Source organism: Streptomyces sp. NPDC045470, assembly GCF_040646595.1.
In the GTDB taxonomy this organism is placed as follows: domain Bacteria; phylum Actinomycetota; class Actinomycetes; order Streptomycetales; family Streptomycetaceae; genus Streptomyces.
Window position 1 is genome coordinate 25,656 of sequence record NZ_JBEZAN010000001.1, and the last position, 18,525, is coordinate 44,180.

Annotated in this window: 17 protein-coding genes; 9 read left to right on the forward strand and 8 right to left on the reverse strand. The window is 72.0% G+C overall.

The features are described from left to right. Positions 1-5: 5 nt before the first annotated feature. Entirely contained in the window at positions 6-710 is a 705-nt protein-coding gene (gene fabG, locus AB0A97_RS00135) for a 3-oxoacyl-[acyl-carrier-protein] reductase (protein ID WP_361142223.1), read from the reverse strand. Between the two features lie 207 nt (positions 711-917). Here fabG and AB0A97_RS00140 point away from each other — a divergent pair, with 207 nt between their 5' ends. From AB0A97_RS00140 to tyrS, 3 genes are all read left to right on the forward strand, one after another. Continuing rightward, entirely contained in the window at positions 918-2,450 is a 1,533-nt protein-coding gene (locus AB0A97_RS00140; RefSeq protein WP_361142226.1) for a TldD/PmbA family protein, read from the forward strand. Then, positions 2,447-3,850 carry a metallopeptidase TldD-related protein gene (locus AB0A97_RS00145; RefSeq protein ID WP_361142229.1) on the forward strand — a complete coding sequence of 468 codons (1,404 nt, stop codon included), beginning with the start codon at positions 2,447-2,449 and terminating at the stop codon, positions 3,848-3,850. Before AB0A97_RS00140 ends, AB0A97_RS00145 begins: the two co-directional genes overlap by 4 nt. A gap of 135 nt (positions 3,851-3,985) precedes the next feature. Further along, positions 3,986-5,389, forward strand: a complete 1,404-nt coding sequence (gene tyrS / locus AB0A97_RS00150) for a tyrosine--tRNA ligase (RefSeq protein ID WP_361142232.1) — start codon at positions 3,986-3,988, stop codon at positions 5,387-5,389. A gap of 100 nt (positions 5,390-5,489) precedes the next feature. On the opposite strand, the gene AB0A97_RS00155 is transcribed toward tyrS, so the two are convergent. Further along, positions 5,490-5,768: a GlsB/YeaQ/YmgE family stress response membrane protein gene (locus AB0A97_RS00155; protein WP_361142235.1), complete on the reverse strand. Its 279-nt coding sequence runs from the start codon at positions 5,766-5,768 to the stop codon at positions 5,490-5,492. 218 nt (positions 5,769-5,986) lie between these two features. Here AB0A97_RS00155 and AB0A97_RS00160 point away from each other — a divergent pair, with 218 nt between their 5' ends. Further along, complete coding sequence (locus tag AB0A97_RS00160; RefSeq protein WP_361142238.1) at positions 5,987-6,361, forward strand: DUF3099 domain-containing protein; 375 nt, start codon at positions 5,987-5,989, stop codon at positions 6,359-6,361. A 262-nt stretch (positions 6,362-6,623) separates the two neighbouring features. Then, on the forward strand, positions 6,624-6,923 hold the full coding sequence (locus AB0A97_RS00165) for a hypothetical protein (RefSeq protein WP_361145090.1): 300 nt from the start codon (positions 6,624-6,626) through the stop codon (positions 6,921-6,923). Positions 6,924-7,185: 262 nt separating this feature from the next. Here the strand turns inward: AB0A97_RS00165 and moaA are convergent, their stop codons facing one another. The 3 genes from moaA to AB0A97_RS00180 all read right to left on the reverse strand — a co-directional run bounded on the left by moaA (position 7,186) and on the right by AB0A97_RS00180 (position 10,361). Further along, positions 7,186-8,175, reverse strand: a complete 990-nt coding sequence (moaA, locus tag AB0A97_RS00170; RefSeq protein ID WP_361142241.1) for a GTP 3',8-cyclase MoaA — start codon at positions 8,173-8,175, stop codon at positions 7,186-7,188. Between the two features lie 177 nt (positions 8,176-8,352). Continuing rightward, positions 8,353-10,017 carry a cation acetate symporter gene (locus AB0A97_RS00175; protein WP_361142244.1) on the reverse strand — a complete coding sequence of 555 codons (1,665 nt, stop codon included), beginning with the start codon at positions 10,015-10,017 and terminating at the stop codon, positions 8,353-8,355. Continuing rightward, the gene (locus AB0A97_RS00180; RefSeq protein WP_361142247.1) at positions 10,014-10,361 is read right to left on the reverse strand and encodes a DUF485 domain-containing protein; all 348 of its coding nucleotides are present in this window, start codon (positions 10,359-10,361) and stop codon (positions 10,014-10,016) included. Before AB0A97_RS00180 ends, AB0A97_RS00175 begins: the two co-directional genes overlap by 4 nt. Positions 10,362-10,942: 581 nt before the next feature. Between AB0A97_RS00180 and AB0A97_RS00185 the strand changes: the two genes are divergently transcribed. Beyond that, complete coding sequence (locus AB0A97_RS00185) at positions 10,943-12,466, forward strand: S8 family serine peptidase (RefSeq protein ID WP_361142250.1); 1,524 nt, start codon at positions 10,943-10,945, stop codon at positions 12,464-12,466. A 78-nt stretch (positions 12,467-12,544) separates the two neighbouring features. On the opposite strand, the gene AB0A97_RS00190 is transcribed toward AB0A97_RS00185, so the two are convergent. From AB0A97_RS00190 to AB0A97_RS00200, 3 genes are all read right to left on the reverse strand, one after another. After that, positions 12,545-14,098, reverse strand: coding sequence for a TIGR03086 family metal-binding protein (locus tag AB0A97_RS00190; RefSeq protein WP_361142253.1), 1,554 nt, complete (start codon positions 14,096-14,098; stop codon positions 12,545-12,547). Positions 14,099-14,189: 91 nt separating this feature from the next. Further along, entirely contained in the window at positions 14,190-14,897 is a 708-nt protein-coding gene (locus AB0A97_RS00195; protein ID WP_361142254.1) for a lysoplasmalogenase, read from the reverse strand. After that, positions 14,894-15,850 (reverse strand): sterol desaturase family protein, encoded by a 957-nt coding sequence (locus tag AB0A97_RS00200; RefSeq protein WP_361142257.1) that lies wholly within the window; start codon positions 15,848-15,850, stop codon positions 14,894-14,896. The genes AB0A97_RS00195 and AB0A97_RS00200 overlap by 4 nt, the downstream gene beginning before the upstream one ends. Before the next feature lie 345 nt (positions 15,851-16,195). On the opposite strand from AB0A97_RS00200, the gene AB0A97_RS00205 reads away from it, so the two are divergent. The 3 genes from AB0A97_RS00205 (at position 16,196) to AB0A97_RS00215 (ending at position 18,517) form a co-directional block, all read left to right on the forward strand. After that, entirely contained in the window at positions 16,196-17,227 is a 1,032-nt protein-coding gene (locus AB0A97_RS00205) for a DEDDh family exonuclease (RefSeq protein WP_361142260.1), read from the forward strand. A gap of 63 nt (positions 17,228-17,290) precedes the next feature. Then, positions 17,291-17,524 carry a hypothetical protein gene (locus tag AB0A97_RS00210; protein ID WP_063726112.1) on the forward strand — a complete coding sequence of 78 codons (234 nt, stop codon included), beginning with the start codon at positions 17,291-17,293 and terminating at the stop codon, positions 17,522-17,524. 48 nt (positions 17,525-17,572) lie between these two features. Continuing rightward, a complete protein-coding gene (locus tag AB0A97_RS00215; RefSeq protein ID WP_361142263.1) occupies positions 17,573-18,517 on the forward strand; it encodes an SURF1 family protein in 945 nt (314 codons plus the stop codon). Positions 18,518-18,525 lie beyond the last annotated feature (8 nt).

Sequence of the window (18,525 nt, forward strand, 5' to 3'; positions counted from 1 at the left end):
GCTGATCAGTGACCCATGCCCAATCCGCCGTCGACGGGAATGACGGCTCCGGTGATGTACGCGGCCTCCTCGGAGGCCAGGAAGCGGACCGAGGCGGCGATCTCCTCGGGCTGCGCGTAACGCGCCAGCGGCACCTGCTTCATGATGCCCTCCCGCTGCTCGTCGCTGAGCGCGCGGGTCATGTCGGTGTCGACGAAACCGGGCGCGACGACGTTGACGGTGATGTTACGGCTGCCCAGCTCACGGGCGAGCGAGCGGGCGAAGCCCACCAGCCCGGCCTTGGAGGCGGCGTAGTTCGCCTGGCCCGCGGAGCCCAGCAGGCCCACGACGGACGAGATCAGCACGACCCGGCCCTTGCGCGCCCGCAGCATGCCGCGGTTGGCGCGCTTGACCACCCGGAAGGTGCCGGTGAGGTTGGTGTCGAGGACCGAGGTGAAGTCCTCCTCGGTCATCCGCATGAGCAGCTGGTCGCGGGTGACGCCGGCGTTGGCCACCAGCACCTCGACCGTGCCGTGCTTCTCCTCGATCTCCTTGTAGGCCTGCTCGACCTGCTCGGCGTCCGTGATGTCGCACTTCACGGCCAAAAATCCCTCGGGCGGCTCCCCCGAGCGGTAGGTGATGGCGACCTTGTCGCCTGCCTCGGCGAAGGCCCGGGCGATGGCGAGGCCAATGCCGCGGTTGCCTCCGGTGACCAGAACCGAGCGGCTCAAGAGATCACCCTTTCCGTGTCCTGTCCGACCTGCGTTCGCTACGAAACTATCGGTCACCGGCCTCGTACGGAGAATCGAGCCCGGACAGGCGCGCACGCCGGTCACTGTCGGGTCCCTACAGAAGACGCCGCGGCGGGGTTCCCCCACGGGGTGGGCCGGGGGCTCCGGGCAGGGCATGATTCATGGCGCCGACCACGGGAGGACGCCTTGCCTGTCACACCTCGTTCGATCGACGAGACCTTCCTCGCGCTGCCGCTCCACGCGCTGGCCGACGCCGCGCTGGCGCGGGCCCGCGCGCTGGGCGCCACCCATGCGGACTTCCGCCTGGAACGGGTGCGCAGCGCGTCCTGGCGGTTGCGGGACGCCCGGCCCTCGGAGGCGTCCGACACCACGGACCTGGGCTACGCGGTGCGCGTGGTGCACAACGGGGCCTGGGGGTTCGCGTCCGGCGTCGACCTGACGATGGACGCCGCGGCGCGGGTGGCCGGGCAGGCGGTGGCGATGGCGAAGCTGTCCGCCAAGGTCATCGAGGCGGCGGGCGCCACCGAACGGGTCGAGCTGGCGGACGAACCCGCCTATCCGGACCGTACATGGATCTCCTCGTACGAGATCAACCCGTTCGACGTACCGGACGCCGACAAGACCGGCCTGCTGGCGGAGTGGAGCGCCCGGCTGCTGGCCGCACCGGGCGTGGCACACGCGGACGCCTCGCTGATGACCGTCCAGGAGAACAAGTTCTACGCGGACACCGCGGGCACCGGCACCACCCAGCAGCGGGTACGGCTGCAACCGCAACTGACGGCGGTGGCCGTGGACCCGGCGACCGGCGAGTTCGACTCGATGCGCACCCTCGCCCCGCCGGTGGGCCGCGGCTGGGAGTACCTGACCGACGGCAGTTACGACTGGGCCGCCGAGCTGGACCGGATGCCGGACCACCTCGCCGAGAAGCTGCGCGCGCCGGGCGTCGAACCCGGCCGCTACGACCTGGTCGTCGACCCGTCCAACCTGTGGCTGACCATCCACGAGTCGATCGGCCACGCCACCGAGCTGGACCGCGCGCTGGGCTACGAAGCGGCGTACGCGGGCACCTCCTTCGCCACCTTCGACCAGCTCGGCACGCTGGCGTACGGCTCCGAGGTGATGAACGTGACCGGCGACCGCACCGCCGAGCACGGCCTGGCGACCATCGGCTACGACGACGAGGGCGTCGCCGCCCAGTCCTGGGACCTGATCAGGAACGGCACCCTCGTCGGCTACCAACTCGACCGCCGCACCGCCGCCCTCACCGGCTCCCCCCGCTCCAACGGCTGCGCGTTCGCCGACTCCCCCGCCCACGTCCCCGTCCAGCGCATGGCCAACGTGTCCCTGCAACCCGCCCCGAAGGGCCCGTCCACCCGCGACCTGATCTCCGGGGTGGAGCACGGCATTTACGTCGTCGGGGACCGGTCCTGGTCGATCGACATGCAGCGGTACAACTTCCAGTTCACCCAGCAGAGGGCATATCTCATCCGGAACGGCCGCCTTTGCGGGCAGCTCCGGGACGTTGCCTATCAGGGAAGCACCACGGAGTTCTGGGGATCGATGGCGGCCGTCGGAGGACCGGAAACGTACGTCCTCGGAGGGGCCTTCAACTGCGGGAAGGCGCAGCCGGGGCAGATCGCGGCGGTGTCGCACGGGTGTCCGTCGGCGCTGTTCACCGGCGTCAGTATCTTGAACACGGCACAGGAGGCGGGCCGATGAGGAGTCGTACGCCGCGGGGGAACGCGCCCCACGAGATCGTCGAGCGGGCCCTGGAGCTGTCCCGGGCCGACGGGTGTGTGGTCATCGCCGAGGAGCGGTCCAGTGCCCATCTGCGCTGGGCGGGCAACGCGCTGACGACGAACGGTGTCACCCGTGGGCGGTCGCTGACCGTCGTCGCCACCGTCGACGGCGGGCAGGGCACCGCGTCCGGCGTGGTGTCGCGGGCCGCGGTGACCGCCGCCGATCTGGAGCCGCTGGTGCGGGAGGCGGAGGCGGCCGCCCGGGCGGCCGGGCCCGCCGAGGACGCCGTGCCGCTGGTTTCCGGTGCGCCGCCGGCGCCGGACTTCACCGATGCCCCCGCCGAGACGTCCTCCGCGGTCTTCGACGCCTTCGCGCCGGCGCTGGGCGAGTCGTTCAAACGGGCCAGGGACGGGGGACGTGAGCTGTACGGGTTCGCGTTCCACGAGGTCGTGTCGTCCTACCTCGGCTCGTCCACGGGGCTGCGGCTGCGGCACGACCAGCCCACCGGGACGCTGGAGCTGAACGCCAAGTCCCCGGACCGCGCCCGGTCCGCCTGGACGGGGCTGTCGACGCGTGACTTCCGTGACACGGACCCGCTGGCCATGGACGCGGAGCTGGCCACCCGGCTCGGCTGGGCGGCGCGCCGCGTCGAGCTGCCGGCCGGGCGGTACGAGACGCTGCTGCCGCCGTCCGCCGTCGCCGACCTGCTCGTGTACCAGCAGTGGTCGGCGACGGGCCGAGATGCCGCGGAGGGCCGTACGGTCTTCTCGCGGCCCGGCGGCGAGACTCTCGTCGGGTCGAAGGTCGCGGAGCTGCCGCTGACGCTGCGCAGCGACCCGGGCGCCCCCGGCCTGGAGTGCGCGCCGTTCGTACTGGCCCATGCCTCCGGTGACGACGCCTCCGTCTTCGACAACGGGCTGCCCCTGGAGCCGACCGACTGGGTCCGCGACGGTGAGCTGCGGCGGCTGGTGACCACCCGGCACAGCGCCGGGCTGACCGGGCTGCCGGTGGCTCCGGGGGTGGACAACCTGATGCTGGAGGGCGGCGGCAGCCGGTCGCTGGAGGAGATGGTGGCGGGCACCGAGCGGGGGCTGCTGCTGACGTGCCTGTGGTACATCCGCGAGGTGGACCCGGCGACGCTGCTGCTCACCGGGCTGACCCGGGACGGCGTCTACCTGGTCGAGAACGGCGAGGTGACCGGTGAGGTCAACAACTTCCGGTTCAACGAGTCGCCGGTGGACCTGCTGGGGCGGGCGGTGGAGGCGGGCCGTACGGAGCGCACGCTGCCGCGGGAGTGGAGCGACTACTTCACCCGCGCGGCGATGCCGGCCCTGCGCGTCCCGGACTTCAACATGAGTTCGGTCAGTCCGGGGGTGTGACGTCGGTGGGGCCCGTGGCCGGGCCGGGCGGACGCCCGACGGGCCCGGCCACGGGCTCCACCGGGGCCGCGCGGCGGCTCTAATAGACTCTCCCTCTGTCCTCCCGTACGGGAACACCGACCGATCAGGAACGCCATGACACGCCTCGGCGAATCCGTCGCCCGCGCCAGCTCGCTGCTCTCCGCAGACCTCTCCGCCGACGCCACCGTCGCGGAGCTGCTCAAGGAGACGGGCGAGCGGCGCTATCTCGACCTGACGGACCTGCCCGCCAAGGAACAGGCCGAGCTGATCGCCTCCCGTACCGTCGAGGTGCTGCCGGGTGTGGACCGGCTCGCCGAGCGGATCGAGGAGCGCCGCGCCGCGGGCCGGGGTCTGCACATCAAGCTGGGCATCGACCCGACCGCCACCGACGTGCACCTCGGGCACGCGGTGCCGCTGATCATCCTGAGCCGGTTCCAGCGGCTCGGGCACGACGTGACGCTGATCATCGGTGACTTCACCGCCAAGATCGGCGACCCGTCGGGCCGTACCGCCGAGCGCCCGCCGCTGACCGACGAGGACATCGCCGCCAACCTGGCCAGCTACCGCGACCAGGTCCGGCCGTTCTTCGACTTCGAGAAGGTCAGCTTCCGGCAGAACAGCGAGTGGCTGGCGCCGTACACCTTCCCCGAGCTGCTGGGCCTGCTCGCCCAGGTGCCGGTCTCGCAACTGCTCCAGCGCGAGGACTTCAGGAACCGCCTCGCGTCCGGCTCCGGGCTGACGATGACGGAGCTGCTGTACCCGGTCGCGCAGGGCCTGGACTCGGTGGCGCTGGAGTGCGACGTGGAGCTGGGCGGCGCCGACCAACTGCTCAACCTCCAGATGGGCCGCAAGCTCATGGAGCTGCGCGGGCAGCGGCCGCAGCTCGTCGTCACGATGCCGCTGATCGAGGGCACCGACGGCACCGGCGCCAAGATGTCCAAGTCCAAGGGCAACTACGTGGGGCTGAGCGCCCCCGCCGACGACGTCTTCGGCAAGATCATGTCGGTGCCGGACCGGCTGATGGAGCCGTACCTGAAGGCGTGGACGGAGTGGACGGACGAGGAGATCGCCGTCGCGCTGGGTCGGGTGGCGGACAAGACGCTGCACCCGATGGACCTGAAGAAGATCCTGGCGGGCGAGGTCGTGACGGCGCTGTACGGGCTGGAGGCGGCGATGGCCGCGCGCGCCGGGTTCGTGGCGCAGTTCTCCAAGAAGTCCTTCGCCGACGTCGGCACCCTGCCGGCGGTGGACGTCGCCGAGCACGGCGCGGAGACGGTGGCCACGGTCCTGACCAAGGTCCTGGAGTTCACGCCGAGCGCCTCGGCGGCCCGGCGGCTGGCCAAGCAGAACGCGCTGCGCCTGGTCGTGGAGGCCCCGGAGGGCCAGCAGACGCTGACGCTCGCCGAGTCCGAGGTGATCCGGCCGCTGGGCGAGGTCCTGGCCGAGCAGCTCGCCGGTCTGTCCGGCGCGGCCTACCTGAAGGCCGGCCGCAAGCTGGCGCAGCTCGAAGGCCGCTAATCGTTACGGACCGGGGCGCGCGGACGAACGTTCCGCCCCCGGGTACGGCGACGGCCGGTGCGCATGCTGTGCGCACCGGCCGTTCCGCGTGCGGGGCCGGTCAGGTCGTTTCTCTCCCGTGCCCGCGGATGGCCGTCCAGAGCCGGTCGCCGATGGCGACCACCACGACCGCTCCGACCAGTTGCAGCAGGTGCCGCGTCCAGTCGATGCCCTTGGTGTCGTTCACCCCGATGCCGGTGGCCAGCCAGTTGCCCAGGACGCTGCCGAGCATGCCGAAGACCACGGTCAGCCACAGCGGGATCTGCTGCTTGCCCGGGAGGATCGCCTTGGCGATCAGGCCCAGGACCAGGCCGACGATGATTGCCCACAACCAGGTCATGTCGCCTCCTAATGCGGCGCGCGCACGTGAGCGTGCCCAGCCAGTTTCGCCCCGGACCGGCTACGCCGCACGCCGGAGCGGACCGTACGCGGGTCGGCGGTGCGGACCCGGCCACGGCGTATCGCGCCCCGGTCTCGAAGGCGGCGCAGGCGCGGCGTAACGTGGGAGCGGTGCGGAACCGGGGAGAATCCGGCACGACAAGCAGGTGGTGGAACGTGATGCGGAAGCAGACCGGCGCCCAGGCCTTCCGGATCACGGGAGCGCGGCAGGGGCTGACCGAGGATGTGCGGGGCCGGCAGCGGCGCTATGTGATCTCGATGTCGCTGCGGACGGTGGCCGTCGTGCTCACCGCCGTGCTCTGGAACATCGAGCGTCACGTGGCCATCGCCACACTGGCGCTGGGCATCCTGCTGCCGTACGTCGCGGTCGTCATCGCCAACGCGGGGCGGGAGAACGTACGTTCACTGCCGTCCACCTTCATACCGGCTCCCACCCGGCCGATGCTGGGCCCCGGGAGCACCGCCGGCCCGGCGGAACCGGTCCCGGAAGCGGCCGGGCCGGAAGCGGACGGGCCGCGGCGGGAGCCGAGTTGAGCCGAGCGTGATCTGCAAAGCTCAAGAAAAGCTCAGATCAATCATGCGGTTCCGGTGCACCGGGCCCACTCTCGCGTGACATACTGCGTACGCGCTCCGCATCCCCCGTCGGAGCGACGGACCGACGCCGGGCGGCTCCCCCCGTGGCTGCCCGGCGTCGCCATGTCCGCTCCGGCGGCGACGTAGGGTTGAGGCCGTGAACTCCCCTGACGCCCCGAATTCCGCCTCCTCCGGCGATGCCGCACCACCGCACTTCCCGGGTCTGCCGGGCTTTCCCGGTCTCCCCGGCACGGCCGGCGGGGCGCCGGAAGCCGCGGCCGGAACCCCGGTCTGCTCGGCCAAGGGCTGCCGCGCCGACGCGGTGTGGGTGCTGGCCTGGAACAACCCGAAGCTGCACACGCCCGAGCGCCGCAAGACCTGGCTCGCCTGCGAGGAGCACCGCGAGCAGTTGTCCCACTTCCTCGGTCTGCGCGGGTTCCTGAAGGATGTCGTGACGCTGGAGGAGTGGGAGAAGGGCGCCGCCGACCGCCCGGCCGAGGGCGGGGACCCGGCCGACGGCTGATCGCCCGGTCGGTGCCCGGAGCTGTCGACGGCTGCCCCGGCCGGTGGCCGACTGCCGCCATTGGTCCGTCCTCTGGCACAGCCGGTACGGGCGAGGGGCTTCCGTCGGCCGGTCCGGGCCGCGATCAACCGCGGTCAGCCCGGTTTGCGTTGCGGTCAGCCCCGGTTCGGGCCTCGGTCAGTTCCGGTCCGGCCGCGGCCCTCCAGTCCGGGCCTCGGTCAGTTCCGGCCGGGACGCGGCCGGCACCCGCCCAGGGCCGCGGTCAGCCGCCGATCGCCGACATCGGGCGCGCGGGCTGGAGGAACGACGGGTCGTCCAAACCCGACCCGGCCTTCTTGCCCCACATCGCCTGCTTCCATATGCGCGCGATCTCCGCGTCCGGGGCGTCGGAGCGCAGTGCCGCCCGCAGGTCCGTCTCCTCGGTGGCGAACAGGCACGTACGGATCTGTCCGTCGGCGGTGAGCCGCGTACGGTCGCAGGCGCGGCAGAACGGGCGGGTGACGGAGGCGATGACGCCGACGCGGTGCGGGCCGCCGTCCACGGTCCAGCGCTCGGCGGGCGCCGAGCCGCGCTCCTCCTGGCCCTCGGGGGTCAGCGTGAAGCGGGTGCGCAGCGAGGCGAGGATGTCACCGGCGGTGATCATGCCCGTGCGCTTCCAGCCGTGCTGGGCGTCGAGCGGCATCTGTTCGATGAACCGCAGCTCGTAGTCGTGGGCGATCGCCCAGGCCAGCAGGTCGGGCGCCTCGTCGTCGTTGAAGCCGGGCATCAGGACGCTGTTGACCTTGACCGGGGTGAGACCGGCGGCGCGGGCCGCCTCCAGGCCGCGCAGCACGTCCTCGTGGCGCTTGCGGCGGGTCAGGGCGCGGAAGACGTCCGGGCGCAGCGTGTCGAGGGAGACGTTGACGCGGTCCAGTCCCGCGGCGCGCAGGGCCGTGGCCGTGCGCTCCAGGCCGATGCCGTTGGTGGTCAGCGACATCCGGGGGCGGTTCTCCAGGGCGGCGACGCGCTCCACGATGCCGACGAGCCCGGGGCGCAGCAGCGGCTCGCCGCCGGTGAAGCGGACCTCTTCGACGCCCAGGTCGGTCACGGCTGTACGGATCAGGCGGACGATCTCGTCATCGGTGAGCAGGTCGGGCTTGGCGAGCCACTGCAGGCCCTCTTCCGGCATGCAGTACGTGCAGCGCAGGTTGCACCGATCGGTCAGCGATACGCGCAGGTCGGTGGCCACGCGCCCGAATGTGTCGATGAGCACTGAAGCCCCCAGCCCGAGTCCGATCAGTTCGCTTTCGAGCCTACGCGATGGGTCTGACAGCGAGCACGGGTGAGATGTCACGAGGCGGGCGGGGCGACGTCGTAGGGAGCTACGACGTCGCCCCGCCCGCCGTCGGTACGGACGTACGGATCGCTACGGACGTACGGAGCGCCGCGGTCAGTGCGCTCCGGTGCCGGTCAGGGAGCGGACCTCCAGTTCGGCGTACTTCTGCACGTCCGGCTCCTCCTTGGACAGCAGCGAGCCCAGCCAGCCGAGCAGGAAGCCCAGCGGGATGGAGATCAGGCCCGGGTTCTCCAGGGGGAAGAAGTGGAAGTCCACGCCGGGGAACATCGAGGTCGGCTTGCCGGAGACGACCGGTGAGAAGAGCACCAGCAGGACGGAGGAGGCCAGGCCGCCGTAGATGGACCACAGCGCGCCCTGGGTGGTGAACCGCTTCCAGAACAGGCTGTAGAGGATCGTCGGCAGGTTGGCGGAGGCCGCGACGGCGAAGGCGAGGGCCACCAGGCCCGCGACGTTCAGGCCGCGCGCGAAGACGCCGAGGACGATGGCGACGGCACCGATGCCGACGGTCGCCCAGCGGGCCGCGGACACCTCTTCCTTCTCGGTGGCCTGCCCCTTGCGGATGACGTTGACGTACAGGTCGTGCGCGAAGGACGAGGACGAGGCGAGGGTGAGTCCGGCGACGACGGCGAGGATGGTCGCGAAGGCCACCGCGGAGATCACCGCGAGCAGGATCGCGCCGCCGGTGGAGTCGGCGCCGCCGCCGATCTCCTGGGCGAGCAGCGGGGCGGCCGTGTTGCCCGCCTTGTTGGACGCGATGATCGTGGCGGGCTTGATCAGGGCGGCGGCGCCGAAGCCCAGCGCGATGGTCATCAGGTAGAAGACGCCGATGATGCCGATCGCCCAGTTCACCGACTTCCGGGCGGCCTTGGCGGTGGGCACGGTGTAGAAGCGGATCAGGATGTGCGGCAGTCCGGCCGTGCCCAGGACCAGGGCGATGCCCAGCGAGATGAAGTCGATCTTCGAGGTGGCGGTCACGCCGTACTTCAGGCCCGGCTCCAGGAAGGCGGCGCCCTTGCCGCTCTCCTCGGCCGCCCGGCCCAGCAGCGTGGAGATGTTGAAGTTGAACTTGAGCATCACCAGGAACGTGATGAGCAGGGTGCCCGCGATCAGCAGCACGGCCTTGACCATCTGGACCCAGGTGGTGCCCTTCATGCCGCCGATGGACACGTACAGGATCATCACGATGCCGACCAGCACGACGACCAGGATCTTGCCGGTCTCGCTGGTGATGCCGAGCAGCAGCGTGACCAGGGCGCCCGCGCCCGCCATCTGGGCGAGCAGGTAGAAGATCGAGACGATGATGGTGGAGACACCGGCGGCGGTGCGCACCGGGCGCTGGCGCATCCGGTAGGCGAGCACGTCGCCCATGGTGAACCGGCCCGAGTTGCGCAGCGGTTCGGCCACCAGCAGCAGCGCCACGAGCCAGGCGACGAGGAAGCCGATGGAGTACAGGAAACCGTCGTAACCGAAGAGGGCGATGGCTCCGGCGATGCCGAGGAAGGACGCGGCGGACATGTAGTCGCCGGAGATCGCCAGGCCGTTCTGGAAACCGCTGAACTGGCGGCCGCCCGCGTAGAAGTCCTCCGCGCCCTTGGTCTGCCGCCCGGCCCAGACGGTGATGCCCAGCGTCGCGGCGACGAAGACCGCGAACAGGGTGATGATCAGCGTCCGGTGCTCGCCCGCGCCGCCCGCGGCGAGCTGGGCGGCGCCGTCGGCGAGCCGTCCCGTGCCGGCGGTGATCCGCTCGGTCGCGCTCATGCGTCACCCTCCACCCGGGACTTGATCGCCTCGGCCTTGGGGTCCAGCTTCGCGGCGGCGTGCCGGGCGTACCACCAGGCGATGAGGAAGGTGGTCACGAACTGCGCGATGCCGAGCACGAAGGCGACGTTGACGTTGCCGAAGACCTTGGTGCCCATGAAGCCGCCCGCGTAGCTGGAGAGCAGCACGTACAGCAGGTACCAGAGGATGAAGGCGACGGTGAGCGGAAAGGCGAACGAACGGTACGAACGGCGCAGTTCGCCGAACTCCTCGCTCGCCTGGACCTCGGCGAAGTCCGGCGGCCGGTGCGACCCCGGGCCGGTGGGCGGTGGTGCGGTGCTCACGGAATCTCCTGGTGGCGTAGGGCGGACGGCGGAGCCCGGCGGTAAAGGGTGCGTAAGTGATCCGGATCACGCATCGTAGAGGGGCGGCATCCGAAGGGACAGAGGTTGGTTGGTTGAATTCCGCAGGAAGCACGGGTGCCGGCCGCCACCGCGGCCGGGCCCGTTCGTCGGGCAGAGTGTGATGTCCACACCGCACACCGAGCCCCCGGACCCGGGCCGCCGCCCGTACGGAACCGCGCGGCTGCCCGCTCCCGTCGCCGCGCCCCCGGCCCGGCGGCGGCCCGTGCGGACGGGCACCGGGCCGTTGGTACGGCCACCGGCCGGTGCTGCCGCCGCTGAGCCTGGCGGCGTTGCGGCGCGAGTCCTGAGGCTCCGCGACCCGTTCGTGACGCCAGTGCCTGACGGGGCATCAATCCGCGGCTTGTGACAGGTTTTCTCCCTGATCCATTGATGTTCCGTGGTCGACACGGATAACTTCACGGGGACTTGCCGCGCGTGGGGGCCATTCCCCCGGACGGCGGTATGCACCTGCCCGTGCGCAATCGGCGTACGGGCGGTCTTACGGATGATGTGGAGTACCCATGGCGCATCCCCGATCCAGACGGGTGCGGGCGCTTGCCGTGCCGCTCGGTCTGGCTCTGACGGCATCCCTCGGCTTCCTGCCGGCCGCGGCCACCGCCGCGTCCCAGGACGCGGCCCCGGCGGCCGCCGCCACCGCTGACGGACCGCAGCTCTCGTACGTCGTGAACGCCACGCCGGGCCACGCCTCGGTCGGCAAGGTCACGAAGGCGATCAAGGCGGCCGGCGGCAAGGTGATCGTCGCCCACGAGAAGATAGGCGTGATCGTCGTCCACTCGGCGAACCCGCTCTTCGCGGCCACCATACGCAAGGCGCCGGGCGTGCAGTCCGCCGGCGCCACCCGTACGACCCCGCTGAAGGCGTCCGCCACCACGGACGTCGGCAAGCCCCAGAAGGTCGAGCGCCTCACCGCCGACAAGGCGGCCAAGGCGGCCCGCGTGGCCAACGCCGCGGGCGACGACAAGGAGCCGCTGGAGCCGCTCCAGTGGGACATCCCCGCGATCAAGGCCGACAAGGCCGCGAAGATCGACGAGGGCAGCAAGAAGGTCACCGTCGCGGTCATCGACACCGGTGTGGACGACACCCACCCGGACCTGAAGGCCAACTTCGCCCCCAAGCAGTCCGCGAACTGCGTGGGCGGCGTGCCGGACACCTCCCCCGGCGCCTGGCGTCCGTACGACCCGGCCGAGGACTACCACGGCACGCACGTCGCGGGCACCATCGCCGCCGCCCGTAACGGCGTGGGCGTGGCCGGTGTGGCGCCGGGCGTGAAGCTCTCCGCCATCAAGGTCAGCGAGCCGCAGACCAGCCTGTTCTACGCCGAGAGCGTGGTGTGCGCCTTCGTCTTCGCGGCCGACCACGGCGCCAAGGTGACGAACAACAGCTACTACGTCGACCCGTGGATGTTCAACTGCAAGGACGACCTGGACCAGGGCGCCATCGTGGACGCCGTCGGCCGGGCCGCCAAGTACGCCGAGGGCAAGGGCGTGGTGAACGTCGCCGCGGCCGGCAACTCCAACATGGACCTGGCGGCGGCGCAGCTGACCGACACCTCCAGCCCGAACGACTCCACGCCGGTCTCGCGGACGATCGACCCGAAGAAGTGCTGGGACGTCCCGACCCAGCTCCCGGGCACCGTCACGGTGGCCTCGACGGGCGTCAAGGGCCTGAAGTCGTACTTCTCGAACTACGGCAACGGCGTGATCGACGTGGCGGCGCCGGGCGGCGACTCCCGCCAGGTCCCGGAGCTGCCCGCCAAGCACGGCGGCATCCTGTCGACCATGCCCGGCGGTGACTACGGCTACCTCCAGGGCACCTCGATGGCCAGCCCGCACGTGGCCGGCGTCGTGGCGCTGCTGAAGAGCACCCACCCCAAGTCCAGCCCGCAGGAGATCCAGTGGCTCCTGAAGATGCAGGCTGACAACCCGGGCTGCCCGACCGCCGACAAGACGTGCACCGGTACGCAGCACGTCAACGGCCACTACGGCTACGGCATCGTGGACGCACTGGACGCGGTCCAGGACTGACGTGGCCGACGGACCGGTGAACGGTCCCGGGGCACGGGGCCGGGCGGCACTCCGCCCGGCCCCACCCCTGTTTCCGCTTCACCTGCCCAGGTAGGCGGCCAGCCGGTCCGCTCCGCTCGCTCCATCGGCCGCGGACCGCTCCGGGGCGAACGATCCGCCCTCCGTGCGCGGTGCCGCCCCGTAGATGCCACGGGCCGCCGCCAGCACCTCGTCGGCGACCTCCGGCGCCAGACCGGTCGGCGCGCCGAGCGCGCGGGCCAGGTCCCAGCCGTGCGCGAGGAGTTCCACCGCGGCCTGCTGCGCGAAGAGCGCGCCGGGCGCCTCGTAGGGACCGTACGTACGCTCCAGCATCCCGCTGCCGGTGAAGACGGCCAGCAGCCCCGCCACCGAGTCCCGGAAGGCGGCGGCGTGGTCGGCGCCCAGGTGGTCGGCGTCCTGGTCGGTGCGCGGCGTGTCCCGGGCGATCGCGGTGATCATGAGGTTCTCCCACGTCATGTGGTCGATGAGCTGCCGTACGGTCCATCCGTCGCACGGCGTGGGCCGCTCCAGCGCCTCCCCCGGTACGGCGTCGACCAGCGCGGTGACGTGTGCGGCCACCCGCTCGTACACGTACAGCGCGCGCTGCGCGTCCGGTACGGGCGGCAGGACAAGGCCGGGGCCGGGCTCGGGGTGGGCACGCAGCGCGGCGGCGGTCCAGGCGCCCGCCGCGCCCCAACGCGGTGGCTGCGGGCGGCCGGTGGCGGCGCACATCAGCCGCCAGTACCGCTCGATGTGCGGCTCGGCGGCGGCTTCCAGTTGCTCCAGCAGTGCGCGGCGCGCGCAGGCGTCGTCCCGCTCGGGCGGGTCGGCCGTACCGCCACCGGCTTGGGTCGGCAGCCAGGCGGCGACCAGCTCGGCCACGACGGGCTCCGCCGCCGGTGAGTCCGCGGCGAGACCGGCAGCGAGGGCCGCCGCGCCGCGCTCGCGCATCAGGTGGGCGACGCGCGCCGCGTCCTCGGCGGCCGTCGCGGACGGTACGGCGGGGGTCACGCGGCCGCTGTACTCGGCCAGCCGCCGCAGCGCGGCCCGCACCTCGGGGCGCTGGACGTGTCCGGCGAGGTCGATCCAGGCGCCGAGCTGCTCGGGCGCCGGGTCCTCGGGCAGGTCCGGGGCGGCGGCCAGCAGGCCGGCACGGTAGGCGGGGGCGTCCACGCCGTCCAGAGCGTCCGTGACGAACTCCTCGACGATGCGGCGCCGTTCGGCGGCGGTCAGGCGGGCCAGTCGGTGCACGTCCGGTAGCTCCTCGGCTGCGGTCCCCCGCGCGGCCACCGCCAGCAGAACGGCGCGTCGCAGCCGCAGGGCGCGGATCTGCGCGTCCAGCGCGTCCGCCCAGTGCCGGGCGGTGTCGGCGACGGTGCGTTCGCTGTGCAGGACGGCGCGGATCTCCGCGGTGCCGATGCCGAGTTCGCGCAGGGTGCGCACGGTCTCCAGGCGGGCGGGCGCGTCGGGGCCGTACAGCCGGTAGCCCGCGGGGGTACGGGCGGCGGGCGGCAGCAGGCCCTCGTCGGACCAGCGCCGGACCGTCTTCACCGTGACTCCGGTGAGCCGGGCCAGCGCGCCGATCGTCAGCAGGCCGTCGCCGTCCTCGTTCATGCCGTCCACTGTCGGGTCTCCCCCGGTGGGAGACTCAAGTCCGCGGCCGTCGTCGCAGGTCAGGACAGAGGCCGGTATGGGCCGGGCCGGCTCAGGCAGGGGTACTACGCACCTCACCGTACGTCTGCGGGGCACCCGCGTCCCCGGTCCGCTCCCCTGCCGTGTACGTCCGCCGTACGCCGTCGGCCAGCGCGTACTGAGCCGCCGCGTAGGTCAGCATCACCCAGAACTGGGCGGCGGGCGGCTGCCGCCAATGGGCCAGACCGGTGGCGAGCAGCGAGTCGGAGAGCAGGAAGAGCAGCCCGCCGAGCGCGGCCCGCGGCCCGAGCCGCAGGGCACTGAAGGCCGTCGCGGTGAGCAGCAGGCTGTACGCGGCGACCGGCAGCCGCATGTCCGCCGCCAGGCCGGGCCACAGCAGGGCGACGAAGCCGAGCCAGGCGGCCGCGTAGCAGGCGGCGAGCGGTCCGGAGCGCCGGAGCCCGCCCGGGAAGGCGCCGCGCCGGGTGAGGAGGACCAGGTAGCAGACGTGTCCGGCGGCGAAGGAGCCCATGCCGACGAGGAACAGCCCGTCGTCGCCGGTCTGGAGGAGGGTGTCACCGCCGCAGCCGAAGAGCAGCGCGACGGCGAGCAGCCGGGGCGCTCCGGCGGCCAGCACGTACCCGGCCAGTACCGGCATCAGGGCCGGTTTGGTCAGATGGACGACGGTGGTGGTTCCGGCGAGCAGTGCACCGAGGTGGACGGCGGTCAGCACGGCGAAAGCTCCGAGCAGGACCCGCGCGGTGCGCGCGGCGGTCGTCACGCTACGGGCTCCTTCGTGGCGCCGGTGGGCTCGGTGGTCCCGGGGGCTCCGGCCCTCTCGGGGGTCCCGGTCTTCTCGGTGACCTTGCCGGTGGCCTTCTCGGGGGTCTTGCCGACCACGGACCCCGCCGGCTGCCACCCCGGCCCCCGGAACACCCGCCCGGCCCGCTCGCTCCAGCTGCCCGCCGCCCGGACGTCGCGCGCGATGGCTGCGTACTCGTGGGTGGCGACGCGCAGCGGGTTGAAGGTGTGGATGTTCTTGGTGAGGCCGTACACGGGGCGGTCCGTCTCCGGTACGAACGAGCCGAACATCCGGTCCCAGATGATGAGGATGCCGCCGAAGTTGCGGTCCAGGTAGCCGCCCTGCGAGGCGTGGTGCACCCGGTGGTGCGAGGGCGTGTTCAGGACGTACTCGAAGGGCCTGGGCAGCTTGCCGACGCGCTCGGTGTGCACCCAGAACTGGTAGACGAGGTTGGCGCCCGAGCAGAACGCGACCGCGGCCGGGTGCACGCCGAGCACGATCATCGGCAGGTAGAACGGCCAGACCGTCCAGGTCGTCCAGGGCTGGCGCAGCGCGGTGGTGAAGTTGAACTTCTCGCTGGAGTGGTGCACGACGTGGCACGCCCACAGGACGCGGACGACGTGGTGGCCGCGGTGCGACCAGTAGTAGAAGAAGTCCTGGACGAGCAGCATCAGCGGCAGCGTCCACCACAGGACGGGCACGCGCAGCGGCGTCAGCGTGTAGACGGCCGAGTAGACGGCGACGATCGGGATCTTCCACAGCGCGTCGAAGACCAGGCTCCCCAGTCCCATGCCGACGCTCGTCGCCGCGTCCTTGGCCTCGTACCCGGCGGCGTCCTCGTCGGGATGGAGGCGGTAGCTCACCATCTCCACCACGGTGAGGACGACGAAAGCGGGCACGGACCACAGCACGACATCGGGCAGGTGCGGCATGTCGGCACCATAAAGGCGTCGACGGGGCCCCCGCTAGGGGTTGTTACCGAGAAGTATGTAAGAAGGAGTGTCAGCTACGGGCACCATCAGGACCGTACCCCTCCCCTCCCGAACCGGACCTTTGTGACGTAACACCACAGGAGGGGCCCGGTTGGCCGCGCCACACGGGAGAGGGCCGCGCGCCGTCGCATCGCCGCGTCCCCCGATCGGGGCCCAACCGGCGGCCGGCGGCGCACCGTTCGCGCACGTCCGCGCACGCCCGTACGGACGCGGACGGTACCGGAGCGCCGGACGGTACGGGGAGGGCGGTGGCGCTGTCAGTGGGGGCCCGTATCCTCAGTGACCATGCTCGAAGACCGTATGGCAGCAGCCCGCCCGATCACCCCGGCGATCGGGCAGCAGCCGTCCCCTCCGGAGGCGGCCGCCTCCTGGCCGGCCGCGTATCCGCAGGGGTACGCGGTCGTCGACGTGGAGACCACCGGCCTGGCCCGCGACGACCGGATAGTCTCCGCCGCCGTGTACCGCCTCGACGTCCACGGCGAGGTCGAGGACCACTGGTACACCCTCGTCAACCCGGAGCGGGACCCGGGCCCGGTCTGGATCCACGGTCTGACGAGCGACATGCTCGCCGCCGCGCCGCTTTTCCCGGAGATCGTCCCCGAGCTGTCGAAGCGGCTGGAAGGGCGCGTCCTGGTCGCCCACAACGCGATGTTCGACTGGTCGATGATCGCCCGCGAGTACGCCCGCGCCGAGGCCGAGGCGCCCGTACGGCAGCGACTGTGCACGATCGCGCTCTCCAAGGAGCTGCGGCTGCCGCTGCCCAACCACAAGCTGGAGTCCCTCGCCGCGCACTACGGCGTCACCCAGCAGCACGCCCACCACGCGCTCGACGACGCCCGGGTGCTGGCGGAGGCGTTCCGGCCCAGTCTGCGGCTGGCCGCCCAGGCCAATCTGCGCCTGCCGCTGCTGGCCTGCCAGCCGCTCACCGAGTGGGCGGACGGCCCGGCGGCGCCCCGGCAGCGGTCGGCCGCGGCCGCCTACCGGCCCACCAGCTGGCGCCCGTCGCGCAAGCGGCCCGCCTGCCCGTACCCGAACCCCGGACGGTACGAGCCGGGTGCCCGGCTGGTGCAGGGGATGCGGGTGGCGTTCTCCGGTGACACCTCCGTCGACCGCGAGCTGCTGGAGGACCGCGCGATCGAGGCCGGACTGCACGTGGCCACCAGCGTCTCCCGGCTGACCAGCCTGCTGGTCACCAACGACCCGGAGGCCCGGACCTCCAAGACCGCCAAGGCCGCCTCCTTCGGCACGCCGGTGATCGACGAGGCGGCCTTCATGCAGCTCCTCCAGGACGTGGCCCCGGCGCCTGCGTCCGGGTGAAGCCCCACAACACAGCTGCCGCAGGCTCGCCCCGCCGCCCGCCGCACCCGCACGCTGTGGCGCATGGCACGTTGTGAGGTCTGCGGAAACGAATACGGCATGACGTTCGAGGTGCACGCGCAGGGCGCGGTGCACGTCTTCGACTGCTTCTCCTGCGCCATCCACCGCATGGCGCCGATCTGCGAGCACTGCCGGTGCCAGATCATCGGCCAGGGCGTGGAGGCCGCCGGGCGCTGGTTCTGCGGCGCCCACTGCGCCCGCGCCGAGGGGCAGGCGGGCATCGTCGACCGGGTCTGACGGACCCCGGCGGCGGGGTGCCGGATGCCTCGGTCGTACCCTCGTGGGGTGTACCGCTTCCTGTTGTCCCGGCAGTGGGTGATCCTCACCCTCGTGGGCCTCGTCCTGATCCCCGTCATGATCAAGCTGGGGTTCTGGCAGTACCACCGCCATGAACACCGGGTCGCGCAGAACCAGCTCATCGCGGACAACCTGCACGCCGCCCCGGTACCGGTCACCGACCTGACCGCCCCCGGCCGGACGCTGCCCCGCGACGACATGTGGCGCCGGGTCACCGCCTCCGGCACGTACGACACCCGGCACGAGGTCGTGGTCCGCCAGCGCACCGCCGCCGACGAGAAGACCATCGGCTACTACGTACTGACGCCACTCGTCCTGGACCAGGGATCGCGCAAGGGCAGCACCGTCCTGGTCAACCGCGGCTGGATCGCCGCGGGCAACGACCTCACCCGCTTCCCCGACGTCCCCGCCGCACCCAAGGGCCGGGTCACCGTCACCGGCCGGATGATGGCGGACGAGACCACCGAAGGCAGCGGCATCAAGGACAAGCGCGGCCTGCCCGACCGCCAGGTCATGCTGATCAACAGCGCGCAACAGGCCGAAACCCTGCACCGGCCGGTCCTCGGCGGTTACATCGAGCAGACCGCGCCGGACCCGCCCGGCGGCACGCCCGAGCTGGTGCCCGAGCCGGACCACGACAGCATCGGCCCGCACATGGCCTACGCGGTCCAGTGGTGGCTGTTCGCCGCGGCCGTGCCCGTCGGCTGGTTCGTCCTGGCCCGTCGGGAGCGCAAGGACCGGCTCGCCGCCGCCGCGAACGGCGCCGAAGCCGCGGGCGACGGCGGTGCAGGCGATGACGGTAACAACGGCGATGACGGCGACGGCGACGGCGACGGCAAGGACGACAGCAAAGGCACCGGCACCGCCGCATCCCGCACCGCCGAATCCGCACCCCCCGAGCCGTTGAGCCGTACAGTCGCCAGCACCGACTAGCCACCGGC

Bases quoted from the DNA above. Each gene is read 5' to 3' on its own strand.
- AB0A97_RS00145 (WP_361142229.1), top strand. From the start codon at position 2,447: ATGAGGAGTCGTACGCCGCGGGGGAACGCGCCCCACGAGATCGTCGAG.
- tyrS (WP_361142232.1), top strand. From the start codon at position 3,986: ATGACACGCCTCGGCGAATCCGTCGCCCGCGCCAGCTCGCTGCTCTCC.
- AB0A97_RS00155 (WP_361142235.1), bottom strand. From the start codon at position 5,768: ATGACCTGGTTGTGGGCAATCATCGTCGGCCTGGTCCTGGGCCTGATC.
- AB0A97_RS00160 (WP_361142238.1), top strand. From the start codon at position 5,987: ATGCGGAAGCAGACCGGCGCCCAGGCCTTCCGGATCACGGGAGCGCGG.
- AB0A97_RS00175 (WP_361142244.1), bottom strand. From the start codon at position 10,017: ATGAGCGCGACCGAGCGGATCACCGCCGGCACGGGACGGCTCGCCGAC.
- AB0A97_RS00185 (WP_361142250.1), top strand. From the start codon at position 10,943: ATGGCGCATCCCCGATCCAGACGGGTGCGGGCGCTTGCCGTGCCGCTC.
- AB0A97_RS00190 (WP_361142253.1), bottom strand. From the start codon at position 14,098: ATGAACGAGGACGGCGACGGCCTGCTGACGATCGGCGCGCTGGCCCGG.
- AB0A97_RS00200 (WP_361142257.1), bottom strand. From the start codon at position 15,850: ATGCCGCACCTGCCCGATGTCGTGCTGTGGTCCGTGCCCGCTTTCGTC.
- AB0A97_RS00205 (WP_361142260.1), top strand. From the start codon at position 16,196: ATGCTCGAAGACCGTATGGCAGCAGCCCGCCCGATCACCCCGGCGATC.
- AB0A97_RS00210 (WP_063726112.1), top strand. From the start codon at position 17,291: ATGGCACGTTGTGAGGTCTGCGGAAACGAATACGGCATGACGTTCGAG.